Consider the following 21,289-nt stretch of genomic DNA (forward strand, 5'->3'; position numbering starts at 1 on the left):
TCAACCCCTAGCTGCCTCGATCGACTCTCGGAGCGCGTCCTCGAGCTGTTCCAGCCGGTGCCAGGGGATCTCGCCCATCGTGCAGATCCTGAAGAAGTCCGCGGAAAGTTGCCCCTGACCGGCGTAGATAACGTAACCGCGCTTTTTGAGCTCATCATGAAGCGCCGCATAAGTTACGTTTTCGGGGAGATGAAGCATTGTTACGGTGTTTGACCTGAATTGTTCATCAACGAGGATTTCCAGGCCGAGCCGCGCGAACTGGCCGCGGACGAGGGCCGCCCGCTCGCGGTACAGCCGGGTCCGCGCCGCGAAGCCGCCCGCCTCCTCGTACTCCTTGATCGCCTCGTCGAGGGAGTAGCAGACCTGCACGGCCGGGGTGAACGGCACGTCGCCCTTGCGCTGACCGGCCAGGTAGCTGGCGGCGTTGAGGTAGAGGCTGCGCGCGGGCGCCTCCTGGATCCGCTCGATCGCGGCCTCGCTGCACAGGATGAACGACATGCCGGGCAGCCCGTGCAGGCCCTTGTTGGCGGTGCCGCAGACGACGTCCGCCCTGACCTGCGCCAGGTCCTGGTCCTCGATCGCGGTGCCGCTGATCGCGTCGATCACGAACAGCGCGCCGTGCTCGGCCACGACCTCGCCGATCTCCTTGATCGGGTTGATCAGGCCGGTCGTGGTCTCGTGGTGCACGCAGACCACGGCGTCCACGTCGTCGCGCCCGGCGAGTGCCGCCCGGACGGCCTCGGGGTCGGCCGGGACCGTCCAGTCGCTCCTGACCTCGTGGAACGGGATGCCGTGCGCCTTCGCGATCTTGATCATGCGGTCGCCGTAGACGCCGTTGTTCACGACGAGCACGCCGCGTCCCGCGCGGACGGAGCTGATGACCGCCATCTCCATGGCCGCGGTTCCCGACCCGGTGACCAGCAGCGCCTCGTGCGTGCCGCCGAGGTTCAGGCACCGGGGCAGGGCCTCGCGGATCCTGAACAGCAACTCCGTGAACTCGGGCTCGCGGTGGCAGAGGTCGCCGCGAAGCAGGGCGTCCTTGACCCGCTTCGACGTACATGCGGGCCCGGGATTCAACAGAATGAGTTCTTCGTCCATCAATCCACTCGATCTTGGGTAGTTATCGGGCATTACGGACGCTATCCGGGGTGGCGCCGCACGGGACAGCCGCCTTTCACCTATGAGGGCCATAAGGGAATCGGGCTTGTCCGTGCCGAGCAGCACCGACTGGGATGGGACACGTGCCGTTGGAGACCGTCGTACTGATCGGGGTCGCGGGGCTGTTCGCCGTCGTGTCCGGGATCAACGACGGCGGGGCGCTGCTGGCGACCGGGCTCAAGCTGCCGGTGATCAGGCCGGCCGTCGGCATCCTCGCGCTCGTGCTGCTCGTCACGGTGGTCCCGTTGGTCACCCACCAGGTGGCGCTGACGTTCGTGAACCGGCTGGCGGGCTTCCACGCCCCCGGCGGCCAGGCCGCGATGACCGTGGCCGTGCTCTGCGCGCTGGCGGTGGTGTTCACGCTCAGCGCGAAGGGCCGGCCGACCAGCCTCACGCTGGCCGTGGTGGGCGGGCTCACCGGGGCCGGGCTGGGGTGGGGGCTGCCGGTGTCGGGCGGCTCGGTGGCGCTCGTGCTGGTCTTCGGGCTGGCCGCGCCGTTCGTGGGGGCGCTGCTGTCGTGGCTGCTCATCCGGCTGCTCGTCCGGGTGACCGACGCGCCCGGCCTGGCCCGCTGGCACTGGGCCGGGTTCCTGCTCCAGACGCTCGCCTACGCGGCCAACGACGGGCAGAAGATGCTGGCCGTCTTCATGATCGCGCTCGGCTTCCAGGGCGCGCCCCTGGCCTGCACCTCGCTGGTGGCGGTGCTGTTCGGGCTCGGCGCGCTCTACGGGCTGCCCAGGGCGGGCCGTACGCTGAGCCGCGAGATCATCGTCTCCCGGCCCGCGCACGGCGTCGCGGCCGAACTGGCCGCGGGCACCGCCGTGCTCGCCTGCGCCGCGGTGGGTATGCCCGTGAGCATGACCCAGGCCGTGGCCGGCGGGCTGGTCGGCGCCGGGGTGGCGCAGGGCGGCGGCCGGGTCCGCTGGTACGCCGCCGTCAAGATCGTCGTGGCCTGGCTGCTGACGCTCCCGCTGAGCGGCCTGCTGGCCGCGACGGCGGCGTTCGTCCTGAAGGGGCTGAGGGGGACGTGGTGAAGCGATGGCGCCGGATCCGTGACCTCATGACCGGCCGCATGGACGGCGCGCTCACCGGCGCCCTGCTCGGCCAGCTCAAGGCCACCAAGCAGGGCGCGTGGCTGGCGATGGCCATGATCGGCGGCGAGGTGGGCAGGACCGGCGCGCACGAGCGGATGCGCGCGATCGAGCACCTCGGCGACGAGGAGCGCGCCCGCCTGGTCGAGGAGCTCAAGACCGCGCTGGTCACGCCCATCGACCCCGAGGACCTGTTCCGCCTGTCACGCTCGATCGACGACGTGCTGGACTCGCTGCGGGACTTCGTGCGCGAGTCGCACCTGTACCGGGTGCCCGACCAGATCCGCTTCACGCCGCTGCTCGACCAGGTCATCGTGGGCATCGACGCCCTGGAGAGCGCCGTGCGCGGCCTGGCCGCCCGGCCCTCGGCGGTGGTGCAGGACGCCCTGGAGGCCAAGAAGGCCGGCGGCGCGATCCGGCGCATGTACCAGTACGAGATCTCCCGGATCTTCTCCGGCGAGGTCACCTCGGACGCGCTCAAGCAGCGCGAGCTGGTGCGCCGTCTGGAGATCGTGGGCATGGCCATCGGCGAGGCGGCGGACGCCATCGCCGACGGCGCCATGAAACGCTGACCGTCAGGCGGACGGCTGGTCCTCGGGGCGCTGCACCAGCCCTCAGCCCGCCCGCCCGGCGAAGGCGTCGACGCCGGTCAGCTCGGCCGACAACCGCCACAGGCGGGCGGCCTGCTCGGGGTCGGTGGCATGGGGATGGACCCCACCGCCGGAGCCGTCGGCCGGCTCGGCGATGTCGCAGTCTTCGCAGTAGACCCCGCCCATGCCGTCGAGCTGCGGCGAGGTGGCCGCCCACACCTGGGTGGCCGCGCCCTGCTCAGGGGTCTTGAAGCTGGTGTTGAGCTGGTTGCCCTGCTCGTCGATCCAGCCCGCCTCGACCATCTCCTGCTTGGTCAGGTGGCGCTGGAGCGGGGTCAGGATGCCGCCGGGGTGCACCGCGAACGCCCGCACCCCCGCGTCCTCGGCCAGGGCGTCGAGGTGCACGGCGAACAGCACGTTGGCCGTCTTGGCCTGGCCGTAGGCCTGCCACTTGTCGTAGCCGCGCTCGAACATCACGTCGTCCCAGCGCATGCCGGAGCGCCGGTGGCCGGCGGAGGAGACGGCCACGACCCGGCCGCCGCCGCGCTCGACGGCCGGCCACAGGCGGTTGACCAGCGCGTAGTGGCCGAGGTGGTTGGTGGCGAACTGGGCCTCCCAGCCGGGGCCGACCCGCGTCTCGGGACAGGCCATGATGCCGGCGTTGTTGATCACGAGGTGCAGGTCGCGGCCGGAGGCCAGGAACTCCTCGGCGAAGCGCCGCACGCTGTCGAGGTCGCCCAGGTCGAGCTCGCCCACCTCGACGCGGTCGATGCCGGCCAGGGCCTCCTCGGCCGCGCCGCGACGCCGGGCCGGGACGACGACCTGGGCTCCGGCCTCGCTGAGCGCGCGGGTGGTCTGCAGGCCGAGGCCGGAGTAGCCGCCGGTGACGAGCGCGACCCTGCCGGTGAGGTCGATGCCCTTGAGCACCTCGTCCGCGGTGCTTCTCGCGCCGAAACCCGAACCGATCCTGTGCTGAGGCGTTGTCATGGGACCGACGTTACGAACTGAAGTGCGCTCTAAGTCAAACCGACCCGCCGGGCCCGCCCGCCCGGATCAGAGGCCGAGGGCCGGGGCCAGGCGCTGGAGCCGGCTCAGGGCGTCGTCGAGGTCGGGGGCGCCCGGCGACAGCGGCTGGACGGCCACGTGGTCGGCCCCGGCGTCGAGGTGGGCCCGCAACCGCGCGGCGACCTGCCCTTCGTCGCCCCAGGCCACGATGGCGTCGGCCAGCCGGTCGCTGCCGCCGCCCGCGAAGTCGGCGTCGGTGAAGCCCAGGGCACGCAGGTTGCCCAGGTAGTTGGGCAGGGTCAGGTAGTAGGCCAGGTGGGCGCGGGCGATCTCGCGGGCCTTTCCCGGGTCGGTCTCCAGCACCACGGCCTGCTCGGGCACCAGCAGCCGGTTGGCGCCGAGGACGCGGCGGGCCTGCTCGGTGTGCTCGGGCGGCACGAAGTAGGTGTGGGCGCCGTCGGCCCGGTCTCTGGACAGCTCCAGCATCCGGGGCCGCAGCGCCGCCAGCAGCCGGGGCGCCCTCGCCGCGGGCAGGCCCTCCTCGGCGGCGTCCATGCCGTCGAGGTAGGCGCGCATCGCGCTCAGCGGCTTGTCGTAGGCGTGACCGCGGCTGCCGACCAGCGGGCCGTGGCTGACCCCGATGCCCAGGACGAAACGGCCGGGGAAGGCGTCGGCCAGCGTCTTCGCGCCCGCCGTCATGCCCGTCGCGTCGCGGCCCCAGATGCTGGCGATGCCGGTCGCGACCGCGACGCGGGTGGTGGCGGCCAGCAGGACGGCCGCGGTGGTGAGCGGCTCCTTGCTCTGCCGGCCCTCGTTGATCCACACGGAGCCGTAGCCCAGCCGCTCGATCTCTGCCGCCGCGCGCCGCGCCTGCTCGGCGGGGGCCTTGCCGATCAGCGGATGCCACACCCCGAAGTGCCCGGTCTCCATGGCCGCTCCCTCGACTAGAATGTTCGATCGAGATGGAACACTACACCAATGTTCGACCGCCATCGAACAGAACGCGCGGCCTGACCCACACCTCGCCCGTCGAGGTGTCGCTGCAGGCCGCCCTCGACGCGCTCGGCGACCCGGTCCGCCGCCGCATCGTCCGCGAGCTGGCCGGGGAGCCCGACTGGGCGCGCGCCTGCGGCACGTTCGCCCACCTGCCGGTGGCCAAGTCCACGCTCAGCCACCACTTCGGGGTGCTGCGCCAGGTCGGCCTGCTGGAGCAGCGCGACGAAGGCGCCCGCCGACTCAACCGGCTGCGCCGCGCGGAGTTCGACGAACGTTTCCCCGGCCTGCTCGCCCTCGTCGTCGAGGAGCCGGAGGGCGCCTAGGGCATGCGGCGGCCCTGGCGGGTAGGGGCAGGCCCATGCAGATGCGCCCGTTCGCCCGTAACCTCCTCGCCACCACGGCCGCGGTCACCGTCACGGCCACGCTCGGCAGCCTGGCCACCTCCTCCGGCTCGGCCTGGTACCGCCGGCTGCGCAAGCCCCGCTGGCAGCCGCCCAGCCAGGTGTTCGGCCTGGTCTGGACGCCGGTCTACGCCCTCATCGCCTACGCCGGCGCGCGCGCCCTGACCAGCGGCGACGACCGGGCCGGCGTGGCCCGCGCCCTGGGCGCCAACCTCGCGCTCAACGCCGCCTGGACCCCGCTGTTCTTCGGCGCCCGCTCCCCGCGCCTGGCGCTGGCCGACATCGTCGCGCTCGACGCGGCCAACCTCGTGCTGCTGCGTCGCTTCCTGCGCGCCGACCGCCGCGCCGGGCTGGCCCTGCTGCCCTACGTCGGCTGGACGGCCTTCGCCACCGCGCTCAACGCCTCCATCGCCGCCCGCAACCCCTGACCGGAGCCCCGCCCGAAGGTGGAGCCCCGCCCGCGCGGTCAGGAGACGCGCAGGTCGTCCACCGCCCAGTACCAGTTGTTGGTCGCGTCGAAGTAGTGGAACTTGACCCTCATCGACCTGGCCCCGGCCGGCACGGCCACCGCGAGCGACTCGTTCCTGGCGACCGCGTCGGCCGTGTAGTTCTTCACCAGCGTGTCCGCGCCGCCGTCGAACGACACGAGCACCTGCGCCTTCTGCGCGCCGTCCACGCGGTAGTGGGTGGCGTAGGCGAGGGTGACGGACGTCCGGCCGGTCACGGTGTAGGCGGGCGAGACGAGCGTCGAGTCGAACGTCCCGGTCCCGTGCGTCTTGTCGTCCCATTCGTCGGAGTCGGCCACCGCGAAGGTGCCCCTGGACCGGACGTTCAGCTCCCGCTGCTGGTCACGGGCCGCCCGCGACCAGAACTCGTCGGTGGTGAACGCCCAGCCGCGCCACTCCTGAACGCCCCCTGACGGCATCCTGGACGCGTCCGCCGACCAGCCCGCGGGCGGCGTGTGCGAGTAGCCGAGCACGCCGGCCGGGATGCCGGTCTCGTCGGTCCTGCCGGACAGCGCGACGCCCTCGAACGGGTCGCCGGTCCTGACATCGACGCGCCGGCCGTCGATCCCGCCCGGCACGGCCAGCCCCAGCCCGGTGAAGACCGCAGCCGTCACGTCCACCAGGCGCGTGTCGGCCGGCCGCGCCCCGGCGGCGACGCCCGGCCCGGACGCCAGGACGAACGTGCGGCGTTCCTCGATCGAGGACCCGCCGTGCCCGCCCGCGTCGGTGTGCCCGTGGTCGGTGGCCACGATCACCGTCCAGCGCTCGCTCGCGTACGTCGGCCTGGCCCTGACCGCGGCCAGCAGCCGGCCGATCCGGGCGTCGGCGTCGTGGATCGCGGTCAGGTAGGCGGCCGAGGCGGCGCCGCTGCCGTGCCCGGCGATGTCGATCGCGCCCAGGTAGACGAAGGCGGCGTCCGGGTTCTTCGTGCGCAGCACGGTCTCGCTGACCTGGGTGAGGCGCTCGTCCTCGGCCGGGTAGCCGTCGGCGTCGCCGTCCAGGACCACCCTGGCGTCGATCCGGGGGCCGAAGGTGCCCTGGTCGGCGAGCGGCTTCCAGTCGAGGGCGGCGTAGGTGGAGTGGCCGGCGCCGGTGTTCTCCAGCCGGGTCAGGAAGTCGGGGTAGCGGTCGTAGTGCTTGCCGGCGAAGGTGTTGTCCTTGACGCCGTGCAGGTCGGGCCAGACGCCGGTGGCGATCGTGGACCAGCCGGGGCCGCTGGAGGTGGCGGCCATCGGGCTGGTGTAGAGCAGGCTCGTGCCGAACGTGCCGCCGCTGATCAGGGCGTCGAGGTTGGGGGCGTCGGCGGGGGCGATGCGGTCGTGGCGTAACCCGTCGAGGCCGATGACCAGGACCTTGTCGCTGCTGATGCCGTTCGGGACGTCGGGGACGGGCACGGGCGCGGCCAGGGCGGTCGCGCCGTTGAGGACCTTGCCCTCGGGAGCGGGTGCGGGATCGGCCGCCTGGTTCGCCAGGGCCGCCGGCGCGGGGACCGACACGGCGGCGGCCACGAGAGCGGGCAGGATGCGCCATCGTTGCATGGACGTACTCCTCGCTGAGTGCTGGGGTGATCCGGCTGAAGGATCTCCAGCGTCAGGCGGGTGCGTGAATAGCGTCTTTCCGATGGACGCCATAGAGGGAAAAGGGGGCCCAAATGGGCAGTAGCCAACGTCCCGCCGCCCGCGTCGTCTGCCTCGACCGCGACGGGCGCGTCCTGCTCATGCACTGGTACGACCCGGTCAGCGGCACGGACGTGTGGGAACCGCCGGGCGGCGGCCTCGATCCGGGCGAGACGCCGCTGGAGGCGGCCCGGCGCGAGCTGGCCGAGGAGACCGGGCTGCCCGGCTCGGCCGTCGGCGAGCACCGGGTGGACGTCGAGCGCGACTTCTCCTGGCTGGGCGTGCGCTACGTGAAGACCGAGCCGTTCTTCCTGGCCACCTTCGACGAGGCGCGCCCGCGGGTGACCCCCGCCGCGCTCACCGAGGAGGAGCTCGGCGTCTACCGCGGTCACACCTGGGCCGAGGAGTTGCCGTACGGCGTCGAGCCGCCGGAACTGGCCGCCGTGGTGGCCGCCCTGCGCGCCGCCGCCCGCCGCTGACCCCGCCGCTGCGCCTCCGCTGACCCGTCGCTGAACCGCCGCTGCGCGCCGCTGAACCCGCCGCTACAGCTCGATCGTGCGGCCCGCCGTGGCCACCGCGAGGTCGCCCTGGTAGGACCTGGCCGCCGCCGCCAGCGCCGGCTCAGGCCGGGTGCCGGGCCACAGGTGGGTGAGCAGCAGCCGGGCGACCCCGGCCGCCGCGGCGGTGCGGCCCGCGTCGGCGGCGCTGGACAGGTAGGGGGCGTCCTCGCCGGGCACCTGCTCGGGATAGGTGGCCTCGGCCACCAGCAGGTCGGCGCCCGCGGCCAGCGTGACGAGGTCGGCGGACGGGCCGGTGTCGCCGGTGTAGGCGATCACCCGGCCGCCCGCGCTCAGCCGCAGCCCGGCGTTGGGCACGTGGTGCGGCAGCGAGAAGGCGTCGAGCCGGAAGGGGCCGATCTCGCGCGGCGTGCCCGGCTCCAGGTCGTGCAGCTCGAAGCTGCCGGCCAGCATGCCGCGTCGGTCGAGTGCGAGCACGGCGTCGAGCGCGCCGGGCGGCGCGTGCACGGGCAGCGCGGCCGGCGGGGCGTCGCCCAGGGCGCGGGCGCGCAGCAGCGGGTTGAGGTCGCAGCAGTGGTCGGGATGGCCGTGGCTGACCAGGACGGCGTCGATCCGCTCGGCCGGCGTCGTTTCGAGCAGCCGCGGCAGCGTGGCGTAGCCGGGATCGACGAGCACGCGGAAACCGTCGTGCTCGACCAGATAACCGCTGCACGCCTGGCCCGCCGCCGGCCAAGCCCCGCATCCGCCCAGCACTGTGATCAGCACGATCACGACCTTATCGGGGCTTGTGCCCCAGCTCGGCCAGCGTGGTGGACATCAGGCCCCGCAGCAGCGGCCCGGCCAGGCCCTCGTGCACGGACTCGACCGGCAGCCCCTGGGCGATGCGGGCGTGGTAGGACTCGCGGTCGCGCTCGCCGGTGTAGGGCAGCGCGGTCATCGCCACGACCACGGTGGCCCGGGTGCCGCCGCGCGGCAGGACGGCGACGGCGTGGGTGCGCAGGCAGGTCTCGTCGGGGGCGCCGTACCAGCCGCACTTGACGCCGGCCTCGGGCGAGCCGAGCGCCTCGCGGGCGCCGAACGTCTGCTCGCCCGCCACCTGCCGCATCCACGCCAGGACGGTGGCCGCCACCGGGTCGCCCGCCGCCGCGGCCTGCGCGAACACGGTGTAGGCGGCGGCGACCTCCTCGGCCGAGACCTCCACCGAGCCGAAGCGCGACGGGTCGCCGCCCGGCTGGGCCCACCGGACGCCGGTGCGCCGGTAGAGGTCGTCCAGCAGCACGCGGGGGCCGATGGACAGCCAGAGGCTGAGCGTGTCGGCGTTGGAGGAGACGACCACGGCGGGCTCGGCGTGGCGGCGCCAGCGGTCGGCGTCGTCGATGTGGTCGGCGGCCACCCAGGCGTAGAGCGGCTTGAGCAGCGAGGCGCAGCGCAACCGGGCCGGGCCGGAGCGCACGCTCATCGTCCGGGCGGGCGGGCCGCCGTAGCCGCGCCTGATGCCCGCCGCCTGTGCTCCGGCGCTGTCTTGGAGGTCTTTCAGCAGGTCATTGAAGGCCACCGTCCCACCGTAGACCTACGGGGAGGTCCGCCAGCGCCCTTCGTACCACTCGGCGCTCGGTGGCTCGCCGGGCAGCGGGGTCGCGCCGGGGGCGCGCAGGCCGTCGAGCGCGATGGCCAGCAGGCGCTCCTTGACCCGCTGGTGCTCCTCGCTCGGCGGGCCGGGGGCGGGCCTGCTGAACTGCTCGATGAGCAGCGAGACGTCGAGCGTGGTCACGTCGGGCCGCAGCGCGCCGGCCTCGCGGGCCCTGGCGACGAGGGTGCCGGCCAGCTCGGTGGCCCGGCGGGAGGTGCGCCACATCTCGTCGGTGACCTCGATCGTGCCCGCCACCGGGGCCAGCGCGCCGGAGCGGCCGGCGACGCAGGCGCGCACGTACGCCTCCAGCCCGGTCCACGGGTCGGGCTCGGCCAGGGCCGACTCCAGGTTGTCGACCACGCGTTCCATGGCGATCAGGCACAGCCGCTGGAGCAGCTCCTCCTTGGTGCGGTAGCGCCGGTAGAGGCTGCCCATGCCGACGCCCGCCTGCCTGGCGATGGCCGAGACCGGCGCGTCGAACCCCTGGGTCGTGAACACCTCGTGGGCCGCCTGGAGCAGCCGCAGATCGTTCCGCGCCGCCTCGGCCTGCCTGCCGCGTCCTGCCATGCCGTACAGGATATTGCGGAGCGGTGCGCTCCGATATACGGTTCTTTCCGGAGCGCAGCGCTCCGATTAAGGAGGTCTGTCATGCGTGCGGTGGTGTTGCGGGAGCTCGGCGGCCCGGGATCGCTCGTGGTGGAGGAGGTGCCCGACCCCGTCCCGGGGCCGGGTCAGGTGCTGGTCGAGGTGGCGGTCGCGGGCGTCACGTTCGTCGAGACACAGGTGCGCGCCGGACGCGGGCCGCGCGCGGCCGAGCTGCCCGCGGTCCTGGGCAACGGGGTGGCGGGCACCGTCCTGGCGGTGGGCGAGGGCGTGCCCGCGGCGCTGACGGGCTCCCAGGTGGTCACCACGCTCGGCGGGTACGGCGGCTACGCCGAGCTGGCGGTGGCCGCCGCCGAGGACCTGATCCCGGCGCCCGCCGGGCTGTCGCCGCGCGAGGCCGTGGCGTTGCTGGCCGACGGGCGCACCGCCGTGGGGCTGGTCCGCGCCGCCGCGCCGCAGCCCGGCGAGTGGGTGCTGGTGGAGGCGGCCGGCGGCGGGGTGGGCAGCCTGCTGGTGCAGCTCGCCCGCGCCGCGGGGGCGCGCGTGATCGGCGCGGCCGGCAGCGCCGCCAAGCGCGAACTGGCCGCGCGCCTCGGCGCCGAGCTGACGGTCGACTACACCGCCCCGGGCTGGGCCGAGGAGGTGCGCGCCGCGACCGGCGGCCTGGACGTCGTCTTCGACGGCGTGGGCGGCGAGATCGGCGCCCAGGCGCAGGACCTGCTGAAGGACGGCGGCCGGCTCAGCGTGTACGGCATGGCCGGCGGCCCCATGACCACCCCCGAGCCCCGGGTGACCGCCGTCGCCTGGCCCGCGGCCGACCCGCGCGAGCTGGCCCGCGAGGCCCTGGAGCTGGCCGCGGCCGGCCGCCTGAGTCCCACGGTCGGCAACGTGCTCCCCCTGGAGTCGGCGGCCGAGGCGCACGCCGCCGTCGAGGCCCGCGCGGTCACCGGGAAGACCCTGCTGCTGCCCGCGCGGGCCAGGACGGTCCTGGTCACCGGCGCCACCGGCAACCAGGGCGGCGCGGTGGCCCGGACCCTGCTGGCCCGCGGCTGGACGGTCCGCGCCCTGGTCAGGGACCCCGCCTCGGACGCCGCCCAGGCCCTGGCCGCGCTCGGCGCCACCCTGGCCAAGGGCGACCTGGACGACCCCGCCTCGCTCCGGACGGCCATGACCGGCGTGCACGGCGTGTTCAGCGTGCAGGCCCTGGCCGTGACGGAGGAGGAGCTGGCCCGCGAGGTGCGCCAGGGCGTCGCGGTCGCCGACCTGGCCGCCGGGCTGGGCCTGGCGCACCTGGTCTACAGCTCGGTCGGCGGCGCCGAACGCGACACCGGCATCGAGCACTTCGCGAGCAAGTGGGCGATCGAGCGGCACGTCGCCGGGCTGGGCCTGCGGGCGACGGTGCTGCGTCCGGCGTTCTTCATGACGAACCTGCTGTACTACGCCGAGCCCGCCGGGGACGAGCGGGTCATCGCGCTGCCGTTCCGGCGCATGCAGCTCGTCGCGCCCGAGGACATCGCCCACTTCGCGGCGGAGGCGTTCGAGCGTCCGGCGGAGTACGCGGGCCGGGCGCTGGAGATCGCGAGCGAGGAGCTCACCGGCGCCGAGATCGCCGCGGTCTACCAGCGGGTCACCGGCACGCCCACCCGGTTCGAGCAGACCGCGCCCGGCGGGGAGCGCATGTACGAGTGGTTCCTGGAGAGCGGCTACCAGGCCGACATCGCCGCGCTCCGCGCCCGCCACCCCGGCCTGCGCACGTTCGAGTCCTTCCTGCGCGACCGGCTTGCCCGCTGATCCCGGGTCAGGACAGCGCCGCCTCGAAGCGGGCCCGCAGCTCCGACAGGCGGCCGACCGGCTCGGCGCTGTAGACGAGGCGGACGTACCGGGGGGCCACGCTCTCGCCCCAGGCCGTCATGGGGGTGGCCGCCACGCGTCCGCGGTCCAGCAGGCGGGCCGACAGGTCCTCGGCGGTCAGCCCCATGGCTTCGGCGTCCACCAGGACGGACCAGCCGCCGCCGGCCCGGACCACCGGCAGCCCGTCGAGCTGGGCGAGCACGGTGTCGTGGCGGGCCTGGTACTCGGCCGCCGCCTCCGCCACCCCCGCGCCCGCCGGGTCGGTGAGCGCGGCGGCGGCGCCGTACTGGTGGTATCCGCTGGCCACGGTGGTGTTGTAGATGGTCGCGACCATGATCCGGGACATGATGTCGGCCGGGCCGGCGACCCAGCCGATCCGCCAGCCGATCATCCGGTACTCCTTGGACATCGAGCCGATGATGATCGTGCGCTCGGCCAGGCCGTCCACCTGGCAGGGGTTGATCCGCGGGTGTCCGTCGAAGACGATGCGCTCCATGGCGGCGTCGTAGATCAGGTACGCGCCCGTGCGCTCGCACACCCGCGCGACCGCCTGCCAGTCCTCCCGGTCGAAGACCACGCCCGACGGCATCGACGGGCTCATCAGCAGCAGCGCCGCCGCGGCGGGCACCCGGGCGAGCGCCTCGCGGTCCAGCCGCCAGCGCCCGTCCTGCACCAGCAGCGGCACCAGGTGGGGACGCGCGCCCGACAGCCGCACCCGCTGCAGCAGGCCGGCGTAGGTGGGGTCGGTGAGCAGCACGGGCTCGCCCGGCTCGGTCGTGGCCAGCAGCACGGGCATCACCGCCGACGTCCCGCCGGAGGTGATGCACACCTGCCGCAAGGGGTCGTAGTCGAGCCCGGTACGCGCCCGCAGCTCTGCGGCGACCGCCTGGCACAACACCGGCAGCCCGGTGAACGGCAGCCAGCTGTTGCCCGTCCCCTCCTCCAGTGACCGCCTGGTCGCGGCCACGGCGGACGGCGGCGGCGGGACGTCGGTGTCGAGGTTCTCCAGGCGCAGGACGTCGGCGTCCGCCCCGGCGGCCGCGGCCACCTTGTCGATGTCGAACGGCTGCACCTGCGCGAACCGGGAATTGGGCCGCATGACCGCACCTCCATGCATCGTTCCGTATATGGAACACCTTGGGGCACCCACGCTCCTCCAGTGGGGACGCGGGTGTCAAGGGGCGGCACGGAGGCGCCGTCGGCGGCCGGGTCGGCCAGTGGCGGCCAGTGGCGGCCCAAGCCGGGTCAGGTCGGGTCGGGTCAGGTCAGGTCGGGTCGGGTCAGGTCAGGGTGCGGTCGGCCGGGCCGTCGTAGTGGTCCGGCCCCTGCATCGACAGGTCCAGCGGCTGGACCATGTCGGAGTTGGCGGAGGCCCGCCAGCCCTTCTCCCTGGTCATCTCCTCGATCGAGTGCGCGCACAGCGACAACGACCGGCACACGATGAACATGGCCTTGAGCTGGAGCGGCTCGTACCCCATGTCGAGGCCGACGCAGCCCATCGAACCGGGGCCGTTGAGCCAGATGCGGCGGCCGAAGACGCCCTCGGTGGCGTCCTCCATCGCGCGGGCGATGCGGACGTACCGGCCGGTGACGCCCAGCTCGTCCGAGAGCTCCAGCAGGCGGACCGTGCGCGGGTCGCGGATGTGCTGGGCGTGGTGGAACCCGGGCATGCGCTCGCGGCGTTCGCGCATCTCGGCGACGACCTTGGCGGCGGCCTCCTCGTCGCTCAGCCCGTCGCGCTCGGCCCGCTCACCGACCGCGAGGAACATCTCGGCGGGCCGGTCGGCGGTGCCGTGCAGGCGGCCGATGCCGGCGACGCCCGCCGCGACGGCCGCGTTCAGCTCGGCGCCGCCGGAGGTGGCGAAGCGCACGGTGGCCGAGGAGGGCGACATGGCGTGCTCGGCCATGTTCACCAGGATCGCCTCGGTCATCCGGCCCACCTCGGGGGTCGGCAGCTCGCCGCGCAGCACCAGGTGGAAGTGCTCGGCGAAGGAGATGTTGCCGGTCAGCTCGTTCACGTCGTACCCGCGCACGACGATCCGGTCCTTGTTCTTCCAGGCGATCGCCGTCTCCCAGGCGAACGGCTTCTTGTCGGTCAACGGGCTTTCCTTTCAGGGAAGTACACGCACGCCGGGTCGATCTCCTCGCGCAGCAGGCGGAGGTCCTCGGGGGCCGGCGGCACCACAATTTCCAATGAATCCCGAAATTTCGGGGTAAAGCCGGTGTTGTCCAGTACGTCCGTGACGCTCGCCCCCGGCATGAGCGCCGTCACGGTCAGCGCCGAGTCCTCGGCCTCCATCACGCACAGGTCGGTGACGACCTTGACGCGCAACGGCCCGAGCCCGGCCTTGGCCCGCTCCCCCGGCCCGCCCAGGAACCCCGGGCTGGTGACGTAGTCACAGCGGGCGGGGAAGCGCCGCTTCTCGTGGTCGGTCAGGATCACCACCTGCCGGCAGTGGCTGGCGATGTCGTTGGCGCCGCCGCTGCCGGGCAGCCGCACCCGCGAGCCGTCCGGTCTGGGGACCCAGGTGGAGTTGATGTTGGCGTACTCGTCCACCTGGGCCCCGCCGAGGAACCCCGTACGGACCAGCCCGCGCTGCACCAGCCCGCCCAGCGCCTCGAACAGCGACCCGTGCCGCGCGGCGCCGCGCATCAGCCGCGGATCGACCACCGACACCGGCGTCGGCACGACCTTCGGGAACATCACCCCCGACTCGATGACGAGCTTGGCCTCCGGCGCGTGGGTGCGCTGGGCGAGCGTGGCGGCCAGCAGCGGCAGGCCGGTGCCGACGATCACCAGGTCGCCGTCGCGGATCTGCCGGGCGCCCTCGACGACCAGCAGTTCCCTCGGCAGGGCGGTCCACTCCGCGCTCACACCAGCCTCCCCATCTGCTCGGTCAGCCCGGCCCTGAGCGTGCCCGCCGGGTCGCGGGCCCTGAGGTAGTCGTCGAAGGACGCGCCCAGGTTGGCCCCGATCCACTCGCGCAGTTCGTCGTCCCCGGCCCGGCCCAGCGCCTGGTACTCCTTGATCTCCGGCTCGGCGAAGTCGTACGCGCGGTAGACGGAGGTCGGGAAGGCGCCGAAGGGCTGGTGGACGACCGCCGTCACGTACGCCTCCGGGATGGTGACCCGCTCGGGCCGGTCGGCGAACGCCCCGGCGGGCAGCACCTCCTCGGCCGACACGATCGTGGCGCGGGCGGCCCTGACCATGTCCACCTCGTGGGAGGTGACCCCCTCGATCACGACGTTCCCGGCCAGGTCGGCGCGGTTCGCGTGGATGATGGCCACGTCCGGCGTCATCGCCCGCAGCAGCACGACCGGCTGCCCCGTCCACGGATCGGCCGACTCCACCGCCACCCCGTCCGAGACGAGGTCGGCCAGCAGGTCGGTGCCGAGCAGGCTGCGCGTCGGCAGGAAGGGCACCCCGACGGCCCCGGCCGCGAAGCGGGTGGCCATCGCCAGATGCGAGTGGTCGCCGACGCCGACCTCGCCGCGCTCGACGGCCCGGCGCCAGGCGAACAGCGTGCCGTAACGTTCCAGGTTGCCGGTGCCCTGCTCGGTGCGGGCCACCAGGCCCGCGGCCACCAGCATGTCGAGCGGCAGCGACAGGTTGCAGCCGACCACGGTCAGCCCGCCGATCCCCTGCCTGATCACCTCGTGCACCAGCGCCATCGGGCACCGGTTGATGTTCTGACCGCCCATCCCGACGACGGCCCCGGCGGGGACGTGCCGGGCGACGGCCTCGGCGGCCGTCAGTAACTTATGCACGCCGACCGCCACTCGGTGTAGAAGTCCCAGACCTGCGGCGAGCACTCGGGCGGGCCGAACTGCGACAGCTTGGCGCCCATGTGCGGCAGGTGCGCGTACGCGCCGACGCCGGGCCGGTTGACGTGCAGCATGCCCGCCTCGAAGCGGTCCAGGGCCTCGAAGATGGTCGCCGGGTCCTGCGTGAAGATCGTGCCGCTCATGCCGTACTTGACCGAGTTGGAGATGCGCATGGCGTCGTCGAAGCCGTCGCAGTCCACCACGGACAACACCGGGCCGAAGATCTCCTCCTGGGCGATCTCGCTGTCCCAGGGCACGTCGCGCAGCACGGTCGGCTGCACGTAGCAGCCCTCGGGCACGCCCTCGGTGTGCCGCTCGCCGCCGACGGCGATCTTGGCCCCGGCCTCCTGCGCGGCCTTGACCGCGTCCAGGCAGGCGCGCATGCGGGTCTCGTTCACGACCGGGCCGATCGTGGCCTCCTCCGACAGGCCCGGCCCCACCTTGAGCCGGGCCACCTCGGCGACCAGCCGCGACAGGAACTCCTCCTTGACGGCCCGGTCGACGATCACCCGGGAGGTGGCGCTGCACCGCTGCCCCGACTGCCCGAACGCGCCGAACACGGTGGCCTTGACCGCCTTGTCCAGGTCGGCGTCCGCGAGCACCAGGACCGCGTTCTTGCCGCCCAGTTCGAGCTGGGTGCGCAGCAGCCGCGGCGCGCCGGCCTGGTGGATGGCCAGGCCCACGGGCAGCGAGCCGGTGAAGCTGATCCCGGCCACGCGCGGGTGCGTCACCAGTGCCTCGCCCGCCGCGATGTCGCCCTGCACGAGGTTGAGCACCCCGGCCGGGACGCCCGCGTCCACGAACGCCTCCACCAGCAGCGCGGAGGTCAGCGGCGTGAACGGCGACGGCTTGAGCACCGCCCCGCACCCTGCCAGCAGCGCCGGGGCGACCTTCCACATGGGGATGGCGAGCGGGAAGTTCCACGGCGTCACCAGGCCGACCACGCCGATGGGCGCGCGGAAGGTGTAGGAGAACGTGCGCGGCTCCTCGGCGGGCAGCGTCTCGCCCTTCAGCCTGCGCCCCTCGCCCGCGGTGAAGTCGAGGATGGCCAGGGCCCGCCTGACCTCGCCGCGCGCCTCCTTGACGAGCTTGCCCTGCTCACGCGTGATCGCCTGGGCGAAGTCCTCGGCCCGCTCCTCGATCAGGCGCTCGGCGGCGCGCAGGTACTCGGCGCGCTTGATCGGCCCGAGTCCCTTCCACTCCGGCATCGCCGCCGCGGCGGCCTCCACGGCCAGCTCGACGTCCGCGCCACCGGACTCGGCGAAGTCCCCGATGTGGTCGGAGAGGTCGCCGGGGTTGATGTTCGGCCGGGTCTGCCCGCTCTCGGGGGCACGCCATTCGCCGCCGATGTGGTTGAGCAGGTAGCGACTCGGGATCGTCGCCATCGGGTTCCTTTCCGGTCAACTTCTGATACGGCAAAGCCTCACGGCCTGGGATGTTCCGGACAAGGGGGATTAGACCGATGCCCCCGATAGGCAGCCGTTATATGGCTCCGCCTATAGCGGCGATAGGCAAATCACGCATTGGCCGGACCGTTCCGCTGCACTAGACATGCCGGGGAAAAGACCTGCTCACGGCACTTGTCGAATTCACCCGGAATTAACCGAGAGTCCATATGAAGCATCGCACATGGGCGGTAATTGCCGCCTCATCCCTTTTCGCCCTCACCGCGTGCGGCAGTTCGGCCGGCGCCGGTGAATACGACTGGTCCGCCGCCCCGGACACCGGCAAGATCGCCGCCCAGGGCAAGGACCTGCCGACCTACGGCCTGGCCCCCGACTGGGCCAACTACGGCGAGGTCGTCAAGACGTTCTGCGCCAAGTACCAGGGCACCTGCGCCCACAAGGACACCGACATGTCCTCCTCGGAGGAGATCGTCAAGTTCGACGCCGAGAAGGACAACCCGATCGGCACGGCCAGCGACATCGGCCTCATGTGGGGGCCGGTGGCCGAGGCCAAGGGCGTGGTGCCGGCGTACCTGCCGCCGTCGGCGGCCAAGCTGAAGGACTGGCAGAAGGGCAAGGGCGGCTGGGTCGCCACGTTCGTCGGCGCGCCCGCGTTCGTCGTCAACACCGACAAGGTGAGCAACCCGCCCAAGAGCTGGCAGGACCTGCTCAAGCCCGAGTACAAGGGCCAGATCGCCATCAAGAACCCGGCCTCCTCCGGCACCGGCCAGGCCATGGTCGTCGCCGCCGCGGTCGCGAACGGCGGCTCGGTGGACGACCTGACCCCCGCCTACACCTACTTCAAGAAGCTCAAGGACGCCGGCAACCTCAGCGACGTCAAGATGAGCGAGGAGACCCTGGAGAAGGGCGAGGCCCCGATCCAGATCAACTACGACTTCAACGGCCTGGCCCAGAAGGCCGCGCTGAAGGCCAAGAACGTCAACGTGGAGGTGATCATCCCCTCCGACGGCTCGGTCTGGTCGCCGTCCGGAATGATGATCAACAAGTACAACACGGCCAAGGGCGACTTCCTCAAGGGCCTGCTCGACTACGTGCTCTCCGACGAGGCCCAGACGCTGTTCGCCAAGTTCGGCGCCCGGCCGGTCCGCGCGCTCAACGGCGACCTGCGGCTGCCGGCCGACGCCAAGGCCAACTGGCTGCCCGAGGAGTCGTACGCGCCGGTCAAGGAGATCGAGATCACGAAGGTCAATCCCGAGCAGATCGTCGCCGACTGGGAGGCGAAGGTCCTCGCGTGACGTCCCACATCACGGAGTCCGTGGCGGCTCCCCCGGCCGCCGTGCGCCGCAGGGCCCCGGGCAGGCTGTTCACCGCCTGGGGCCCGGCCCTGCCGCTGCTGCTGTTCACGCTGGCCACGCTGGTGCTGCCGGCGCTGCGGCTGCTGCACGACACCTTCGCCCTGCCGGACGGCGGCTACGGCTTCGACCACATCGTCAAGGTGGCGCGGAACCCGGTGGACCGCCAGGCCATCGGCGGCTCGCTCGCGCTCGGCCTGACCCAGGCCACCCTGGCCACCGCGCTCGGCGCGCCCGCCGCCTGGCTGATCACCCGGATGCGCCTGGGCGGCCGGGCCTTCTGGCTGTCGCTGATGAACGTCGCCTCGAACTTCGCCGGCATCGGCCTGGCGTTCGGCTTCGTCGCGCTGATCGGCTCGACCGGCATGCTGACGCTCGTGCTCAAGGGCCTGTTCGGGATCGAGGACAACCCGTTCCCCTCGCTCGGCTCCTTCAACGGCATGAACGTCGTCTACCTGTACTTCAACGTCCCGATGTTCGTGCTGCTCACGCTGCCCGCGCTCAGCGTGCTCAAGGACGACTGGCAGGAGGCCGCCGCGGTCTGCCACGCCACCCGGTGGCAGTTCTGGCGCTACGTCGGCCTGCCGGTGCTCGCGCCGTTCGTCATCGCGGGCTGGCTGCTGGTCTTCACCTGGACGATCGGCGTCTACGCCGTCGCGTACGCCATCGGCTCCTCCCCCAGCGCGACCAAGCTCATCACCCTGCAGATCGGCAGCACGCTGGAGTCCTCGGTGTTCGGCCTCGGCCGGGCCGCCGTGCTGTCGGTGCTGCTCATGATCCTGGCCATCGGGGCGACGCTGCTCTACCGGCTCTCGCTCAGGCGCGCTGCGAGGTGGCTGTGAGACGGCGCGTCTTCCTCGGCCTGCTGGCGGTCTACTTCGGGCTGCCGCTGCTGGCCGCCCTGCTGTACTCGGTGGCCACCCGCTGGACCGACACCCCGCTGCCCGACGGCTACACCCTGGCCCACTGGGCCGGCGTGTTCGCCGAGCCGGACGTCATGGCCGCGCTCGGCCGCTCGCTCGTGCTCTCGGCGGTCGTCGTGGTGATCGAGATCGTGCTGGTGGTGCCAGCCGCGTACTGGTCGGTCGTGCACAACCCGCGCATCGGGTCGATCGTCCAGACGGTCGCGGTGATCCCGTTCGCCGTCCCGTGGGTGGTCGTCGGGGCGGGGCTCCAGCTCGTCACCAAGTCGGTCGCGCCCGAGCTGTTCGGCACGTTCTGGCTGCTGGCCGCGGCCACCGCGGCGATCGCGTTCCCGTTCATGTACCGGGCGGTGGAGAGCTCGCTGCTGGCGGCGGGGGCCGTCCAGCTCAGCGAGGCCGCCGCCACGTGCGGCGCCGGGCCCGCCCGCACGCTGGTCAACGTGATCCTCCCGGCGATCCGCGGCGGCGTCGTCTCCGGCGCGCTGCTGGTCATCGCGACCGCCATGAACGAGTTCGCGCTCGCCAAGATCCTCACCGGCGTCAGCTACGAGACGCTGCCGCTCTGGTCGGCCAGGCAGTTCGTGTCCCGGACGCTCGGCGACCCCAACGCGCTGGCCGTCGTCACCATCTTCACCTTCGGCCTGCTGTTCGCGCTGTCCGCGCTGGTCGTCTGGCTCGGCCGCGGCCGGGTGAGCGCGTCCATGGCCACCGCTCCGGTCCAGAAGGGCACCACTCCATGAGCCACGTCGTACTCGACCGCATCACCAAGCGCTACGCCGGGCACACCGCGCTGAACGGCGTGAGCGTCAGCGTCGAGCAGGGTGAGCTGCTGGCCCTGCTCGGCCCGTCGGGCTGCGGCAAGACCACGCTGCTGCGCTGCATCGCGGGCCTGACCGGGTTCGACGGCGGGCGGCTGACGATCGGCGGCGCCGACATGGCCGGCGTGCCGGTGCGCAAGCGGCCCATCGGCATGGTCTTCCAGTCCTACGCGCTGTTCCCGAACCTCACCGTGGGCGGCAACGTCGCCTTCCCCCTGACCGTCAGGAAGCGGCCGAAGGAGGAGGTCAGGGACCGCGTGGCCGAGATGCTCGACCTCGTCGGCCTCGACCACCTCGCCGACCGCCTGCCGAACCAGCTCTCCGGCGGCCAGCAGCAGCGGGTCGCCCTGGCCCGCGCGCTCTCCCCCCGCCCCGAGGTGCTGCTGCTGGACGAGCCCCTGTCCGCCCTGGACGCCCAGGTACGCCACCGCCTGCGCGACGAGGTGCGCCGCATCCAGCACCAGGTCGGCATCACCACCGTCTTCGTCACCCACGACCAGGCCGAGGCCCTGGCCATCTCCGACCGGGTCGCGGTGATGAACGCCGGCGACATCGAGCAGTGCGGGCCGCCCGCGGAGATCTACACCGCGCCCTCCACCCGCTTCGCCGCCGGCTTCGTCGGCAACCGCAACACCCTCGAACTCGACGCGGTCGGCGGCCGGGTCACCGCGGGCGGCGCGTTCGACGTCGAGGCGCCCGCGCCGCGCGTCCTGTGCATGTTCCGCCCCGAGGACGTCGAGCTGGCCGCGGACGGCCCCGGCGCGCGGGCGGTCGTCGACGTGACGGTGTTCCTCGGCGCCACCACCCGCGTGTACGCCCAGGCGGGCCCCTCGGTGATCTTCGCCGACGTGCCGTCCAGGGCCGCCGCCGGCCTGTCGCCAGGGGACGAGGTGCGCCTGCGGGTCGCCGCCGACCACGTCCAGGTGTTCCCCGCCTAATGGGAGCTACCGTGGCTGCTGATCGGGCAGACTCGGTGCCTGGTAGCCGCTGGTGAGTGAGC

At 72.9% G+C, this 21,289-nt stretch carries 22 protein-coding genes; 10 read left to right on the forward strand and 12 right to left on the reverse strand.

The genetic code is table 11. The features are described 5' to 3' along the window. Positions 1–1,098, reverse strand: coding sequence for an aminotransferase class V-fold PLP-dependent enzyme (locus ACIBQ6_RS49385; protein WP_364336252.1), 1,098 nt, complete (start codon positions 1,096–1,098; stop codon positions 1–3). A 143-nt stretch (positions 1,099–1,241) separates the two neighbouring features. On the opposite strand from ACIBQ6_RS49385, the gene ACIBQ6_RS49390 reads away from it, so the two are divergent. Both ACIBQ6_RS49390 and ACIBQ6_RS49395 read left to right on the forward strand, forming a co-directional pair. Then, complete coding sequence (locus tag ACIBQ6_RS49390) at positions 1,242–2,192, forward strand: inorganic phosphate transporter (RefSeq protein ID WP_358294698.1); 951 nt, start codon at positions 1,242–1,244, stop codon at positions 2,190–2,192. After that, positions 2,189–2,821, forward strand: coding sequence for a DUF47 family protein (locus ACIBQ6_RS49395; RefSeq protein ID WP_352360497.1), 633 nt, complete (start codon positions 2,189–2,191; stop codon positions 2,819–2,821). The genes ACIBQ6_RS49390 and ACIBQ6_RS49395 overlap by 4 nt, the downstream gene beginning before the upstream one ends. A gap of 42 nt (positions 2,822–2,863) precedes the next feature. On the opposite strand, the gene ACIBQ6_RS49400 is transcribed toward ACIBQ6_RS49395, so the two are convergent. Both ACIBQ6_RS49400 and ACIBQ6_RS49405 read right to left on the reverse strand, forming a co-directional pair. After that, entirely contained in the window at positions 2,864–3,826 is a 963-nt protein-coding gene (locus tag ACIBQ6_RS49400) for an SDR family NAD(P)-dependent oxidoreductase (RefSeq protein WP_397219457.1), read from the reverse strand. 66 nt (positions 3,827–3,892) lie between these two features. Then, positions 3,893–4,774: a TIGR03620 family F420-dependent LLM class oxidoreductase gene (locus tag ACIBQ6_RS49405; RefSeq protein ID WP_358294702.1), complete on the reverse strand. Its 882-nt coding sequence runs from the start codon at positions 4,772–4,774 to the stop codon at positions 3,893–3,895. Positions 4,775–4,806: 32 nt separating this feature from the next. Here ACIBQ6_RS49405 and ACIBQ6_RS49410 point away from each other — a divergent pair, with 32 nt between their 5' ends. Together ACIBQ6_RS49410 and ACIBQ6_RS49415 are read left to right on the forward strand one after the other, a co-directional pair. Next, positions 4,807–5,163 carry a helix-turn-helix domain-containing protein gene (locus ACIBQ6_RS49410; RefSeq protein WP_364414283.1) on the forward strand — a complete coding sequence of 119 codons (357 nt, stop codon included), beginning with the start codon at positions 4,807–4,809 and terminating at the stop codon, positions 5,161–5,163. A 35-nt stretch (positions 5,164–5,198) separates the two neighbouring features. Further along, on the forward strand, positions 5,199–5,669 hold the full coding sequence (locus ACIBQ6_RS49415; RefSeq protein WP_397219459.1) for a TspO/MBR family protein: 471 nt from the start codon (positions 5,199–5,201) through the stop codon (positions 5,667–5,669). 38 nt (positions 5,670–5,707) lie between these two features. On the opposite strand, the gene ACIBQ6_RS49420 is transcribed toward ACIBQ6_RS49415, so the two are convergent. Next, entirely contained in the window at positions 5,708–7,285 is a 1,578-nt protein-coding gene (locus ACIBQ6_RS49420) for an alkaline phosphatase family protein (protein WP_397219461.1), read from the reverse strand. Between the two features lie 113 nt (positions 7,286–7,398). Here ACIBQ6_RS49420 and ACIBQ6_RS49425 point away from each other — a divergent pair, with 113 nt between their 5' ends. Beyond that, on the forward strand, positions 7,399–7,842 hold the full coding sequence (locus ACIBQ6_RS49425; RefSeq protein ID WP_358294710.1) for an NUDIX domain-containing protein: 444 nt from the start codon (positions 7,399–7,401) through the stop codon (positions 7,840–7,842). A gap of 63 nt (positions 7,843–7,905) precedes the next feature. On the opposite strand, the gene ACIBQ6_RS49430 is transcribed toward ACIBQ6_RS49425, so the two are convergent. The 3 genes from ACIBQ6_RS49430 to ACIBQ6_RS49440 are packed head-to-tail and all read right to left on the reverse strand — an operon-like array spanning position 7,906 to position 10,078. Next, positions 7,906–8,646 (reverse strand): MBL fold metallo-hydrolase, encoded by a 741-nt coding sequence (locus ACIBQ6_RS49430; protein WP_397219463.1) that lies wholly within the window; start codon positions 8,644–8,646, stop codon positions 7,906–7,908. 10 nt (positions 8,647–8,656) lie between these two features. Continuing rightward, positions 8,657–9,436, reverse strand: a complete 780-nt coding sequence (locus ACIBQ6_RS49435; RefSeq protein ID WP_397219464.1) for a hypothetical protein — start codon at positions 9,434–9,436, stop codon at positions 8,657–8,659. Between the two features lie 15 nt (positions 9,437–9,451). Beyond that, positions 9,452–10,078 carry a TetR/AcrR family transcriptional regulator gene (locus tag ACIBQ6_RS49440; protein ID WP_397161744.1) on the reverse strand — a complete coding sequence of 209 codons (627 nt, stop codon included), beginning with the start codon at positions 10,076–10,078 and terminating at the stop codon, positions 9,452–9,454. Positions 10,079–10,159: 81 nt separating this feature from the next. On the opposite strand from ACIBQ6_RS49440, the gene ACIBQ6_RS49445 reads away from it, so the two are divergent. After that, positions 10,160–11,905 carry an NmrA family NAD(P)-binding protein gene (locus ACIBQ6_RS49445; protein WP_397219466.1) on the forward strand — a complete coding sequence of 582 codons (1,746 nt, stop codon included), beginning with the start codon at positions 10,160–10,162 and terminating at the stop codon, positions 11,903–11,905. 7 nt (positions 11,906–11,912) lie between these two features. Here ACIBQ6_RS49445 and ACIBQ6_RS49450 read toward each other — a convergent pair whose 3' ends face one another. The 5 genes from ACIBQ6_RS49450 to ACIBQ6_RS49470 all read right to left on the reverse strand — a co-directional run bounded on the left by ACIBQ6_RS49450 (position 11,913) and on the right by ACIBQ6_RS49470 (position 17,175). Then, positions 11,913–13,064 (reverse strand): pyridoxal phosphate-dependent aminotransferase, encoded by a 1,152-nt coding sequence (locus ACIBQ6_RS49450; RefSeq protein ID WP_358294720.1) that lies wholly within the window; start codon positions 13,062–13,064, stop codon positions 11,913–11,915. Positions 13,065–13,245: 181 nt separating this feature from the next. Continuing rightward, positions 13,246–14,064 carry a citrate/2-methylcitrate synthase gene (locus ACIBQ6_RS49455; protein ID WP_387679027.1) on the reverse strand — a complete coding sequence of 273 codons (819 nt, stop codon included), beginning with the start codon at positions 14,062–14,064 and terminating at the stop codon, positions 13,246–13,248. Continuing rightward, positions 14,061–14,840 (reverse strand): CoA-transferase subunit beta, encoded by a 780-nt coding sequence (locus ACIBQ6_RS49460; RefSeq protein ID WP_397219468.1) that lies wholly within the window; start codon positions 14,838–14,840, stop codon positions 14,061–14,063. Before ACIBQ6_RS49460 ends, ACIBQ6_RS49455 begins: the two co-directional genes overlap by 4 nt. Continuing rightward, positions 14,837–15,733, reverse strand: a complete 897-nt coding sequence (locus tag ACIBQ6_RS49465) for a CoA transferase subunit A (protein ID WP_397219469.1) — start codon at positions 15,731–15,733, stop codon at positions 14,837–14,839. The genes ACIBQ6_RS49460 and ACIBQ6_RS49465 overlap by 4 nt, the downstream gene beginning before the upstream one ends. Then, entirely contained in the window at positions 15,718–17,175 is a 1,458-nt protein-coding gene (locus ACIBQ6_RS49470; protein WP_397219471.1) for an aldehyde dehydrogenase family protein, read from the reverse strand. The genes ACIBQ6_RS49465 and ACIBQ6_RS49470 overlap by 16 nt, the downstream gene beginning before the upstream one ends. A gap of 230 nt (positions 17,176–17,405) precedes the next feature. Here ACIBQ6_RS49470 and ACIBQ6_RS49475 point away from each other — a divergent pair, with 230 nt between their 5' ends. The 4 genes from ACIBQ6_RS49475 (at position 17,406) to ACIBQ6_RS49490 (ending at position 21,227) form a co-directional block, all read left to right on the forward strand. Beyond that, on the forward strand, positions 17,406–18,491 hold the full coding sequence (locus tag ACIBQ6_RS49475) for an extracellular solute-binding protein (RefSeq protein WP_397219473.1): 1,086 nt from the start codon (positions 17,406–17,408) through the stop codon (positions 18,489–18,491). 497 nt (positions 18,492–18,988) lie between these two features. Then, entirely contained in the window at positions 18,989–19,390 is a 402-nt protein-coding gene (locus ACIBQ6_RS49480; RefSeq protein WP_397162084.1) for an ABC transporter permease subunit, read from the forward strand. A 155-nt stretch (positions 19,391–19,545) separates the two neighbouring features. Then, complete coding sequence (locus ACIBQ6_RS49485; protein WP_397219476.1) at positions 19,546–20,211, forward strand: ABC transporter permease; 666 nt, start codon at positions 19,546–19,548, stop codon at positions 20,209–20,211. After that, positions 20,208–21,227, forward strand: a complete 1,020-nt coding sequence (locus tag ACIBQ6_RS49490; protein ID WP_358294734.1) for an ABC transporter ATP-binding protein — start codon at positions 20,208–20,210, stop codon at positions 21,225–21,227. The genes ACIBQ6_RS49485 and ACIBQ6_RS49490 overlap by 4 nt, the downstream gene beginning before the upstream one ends. The last annotated feature ends 62 nt before the right edge of the window (positions 21,228–21,289 follow it).

Source organism: Nonomuraea sp. NPDC049655 (assembly GCF_044465465.1).
Taxonomy (GTDB): Bacteria; Actinomycetota; Actinomycetes; order Streptosporangiales; family Streptosporangiaceae; genus Nonomuraea.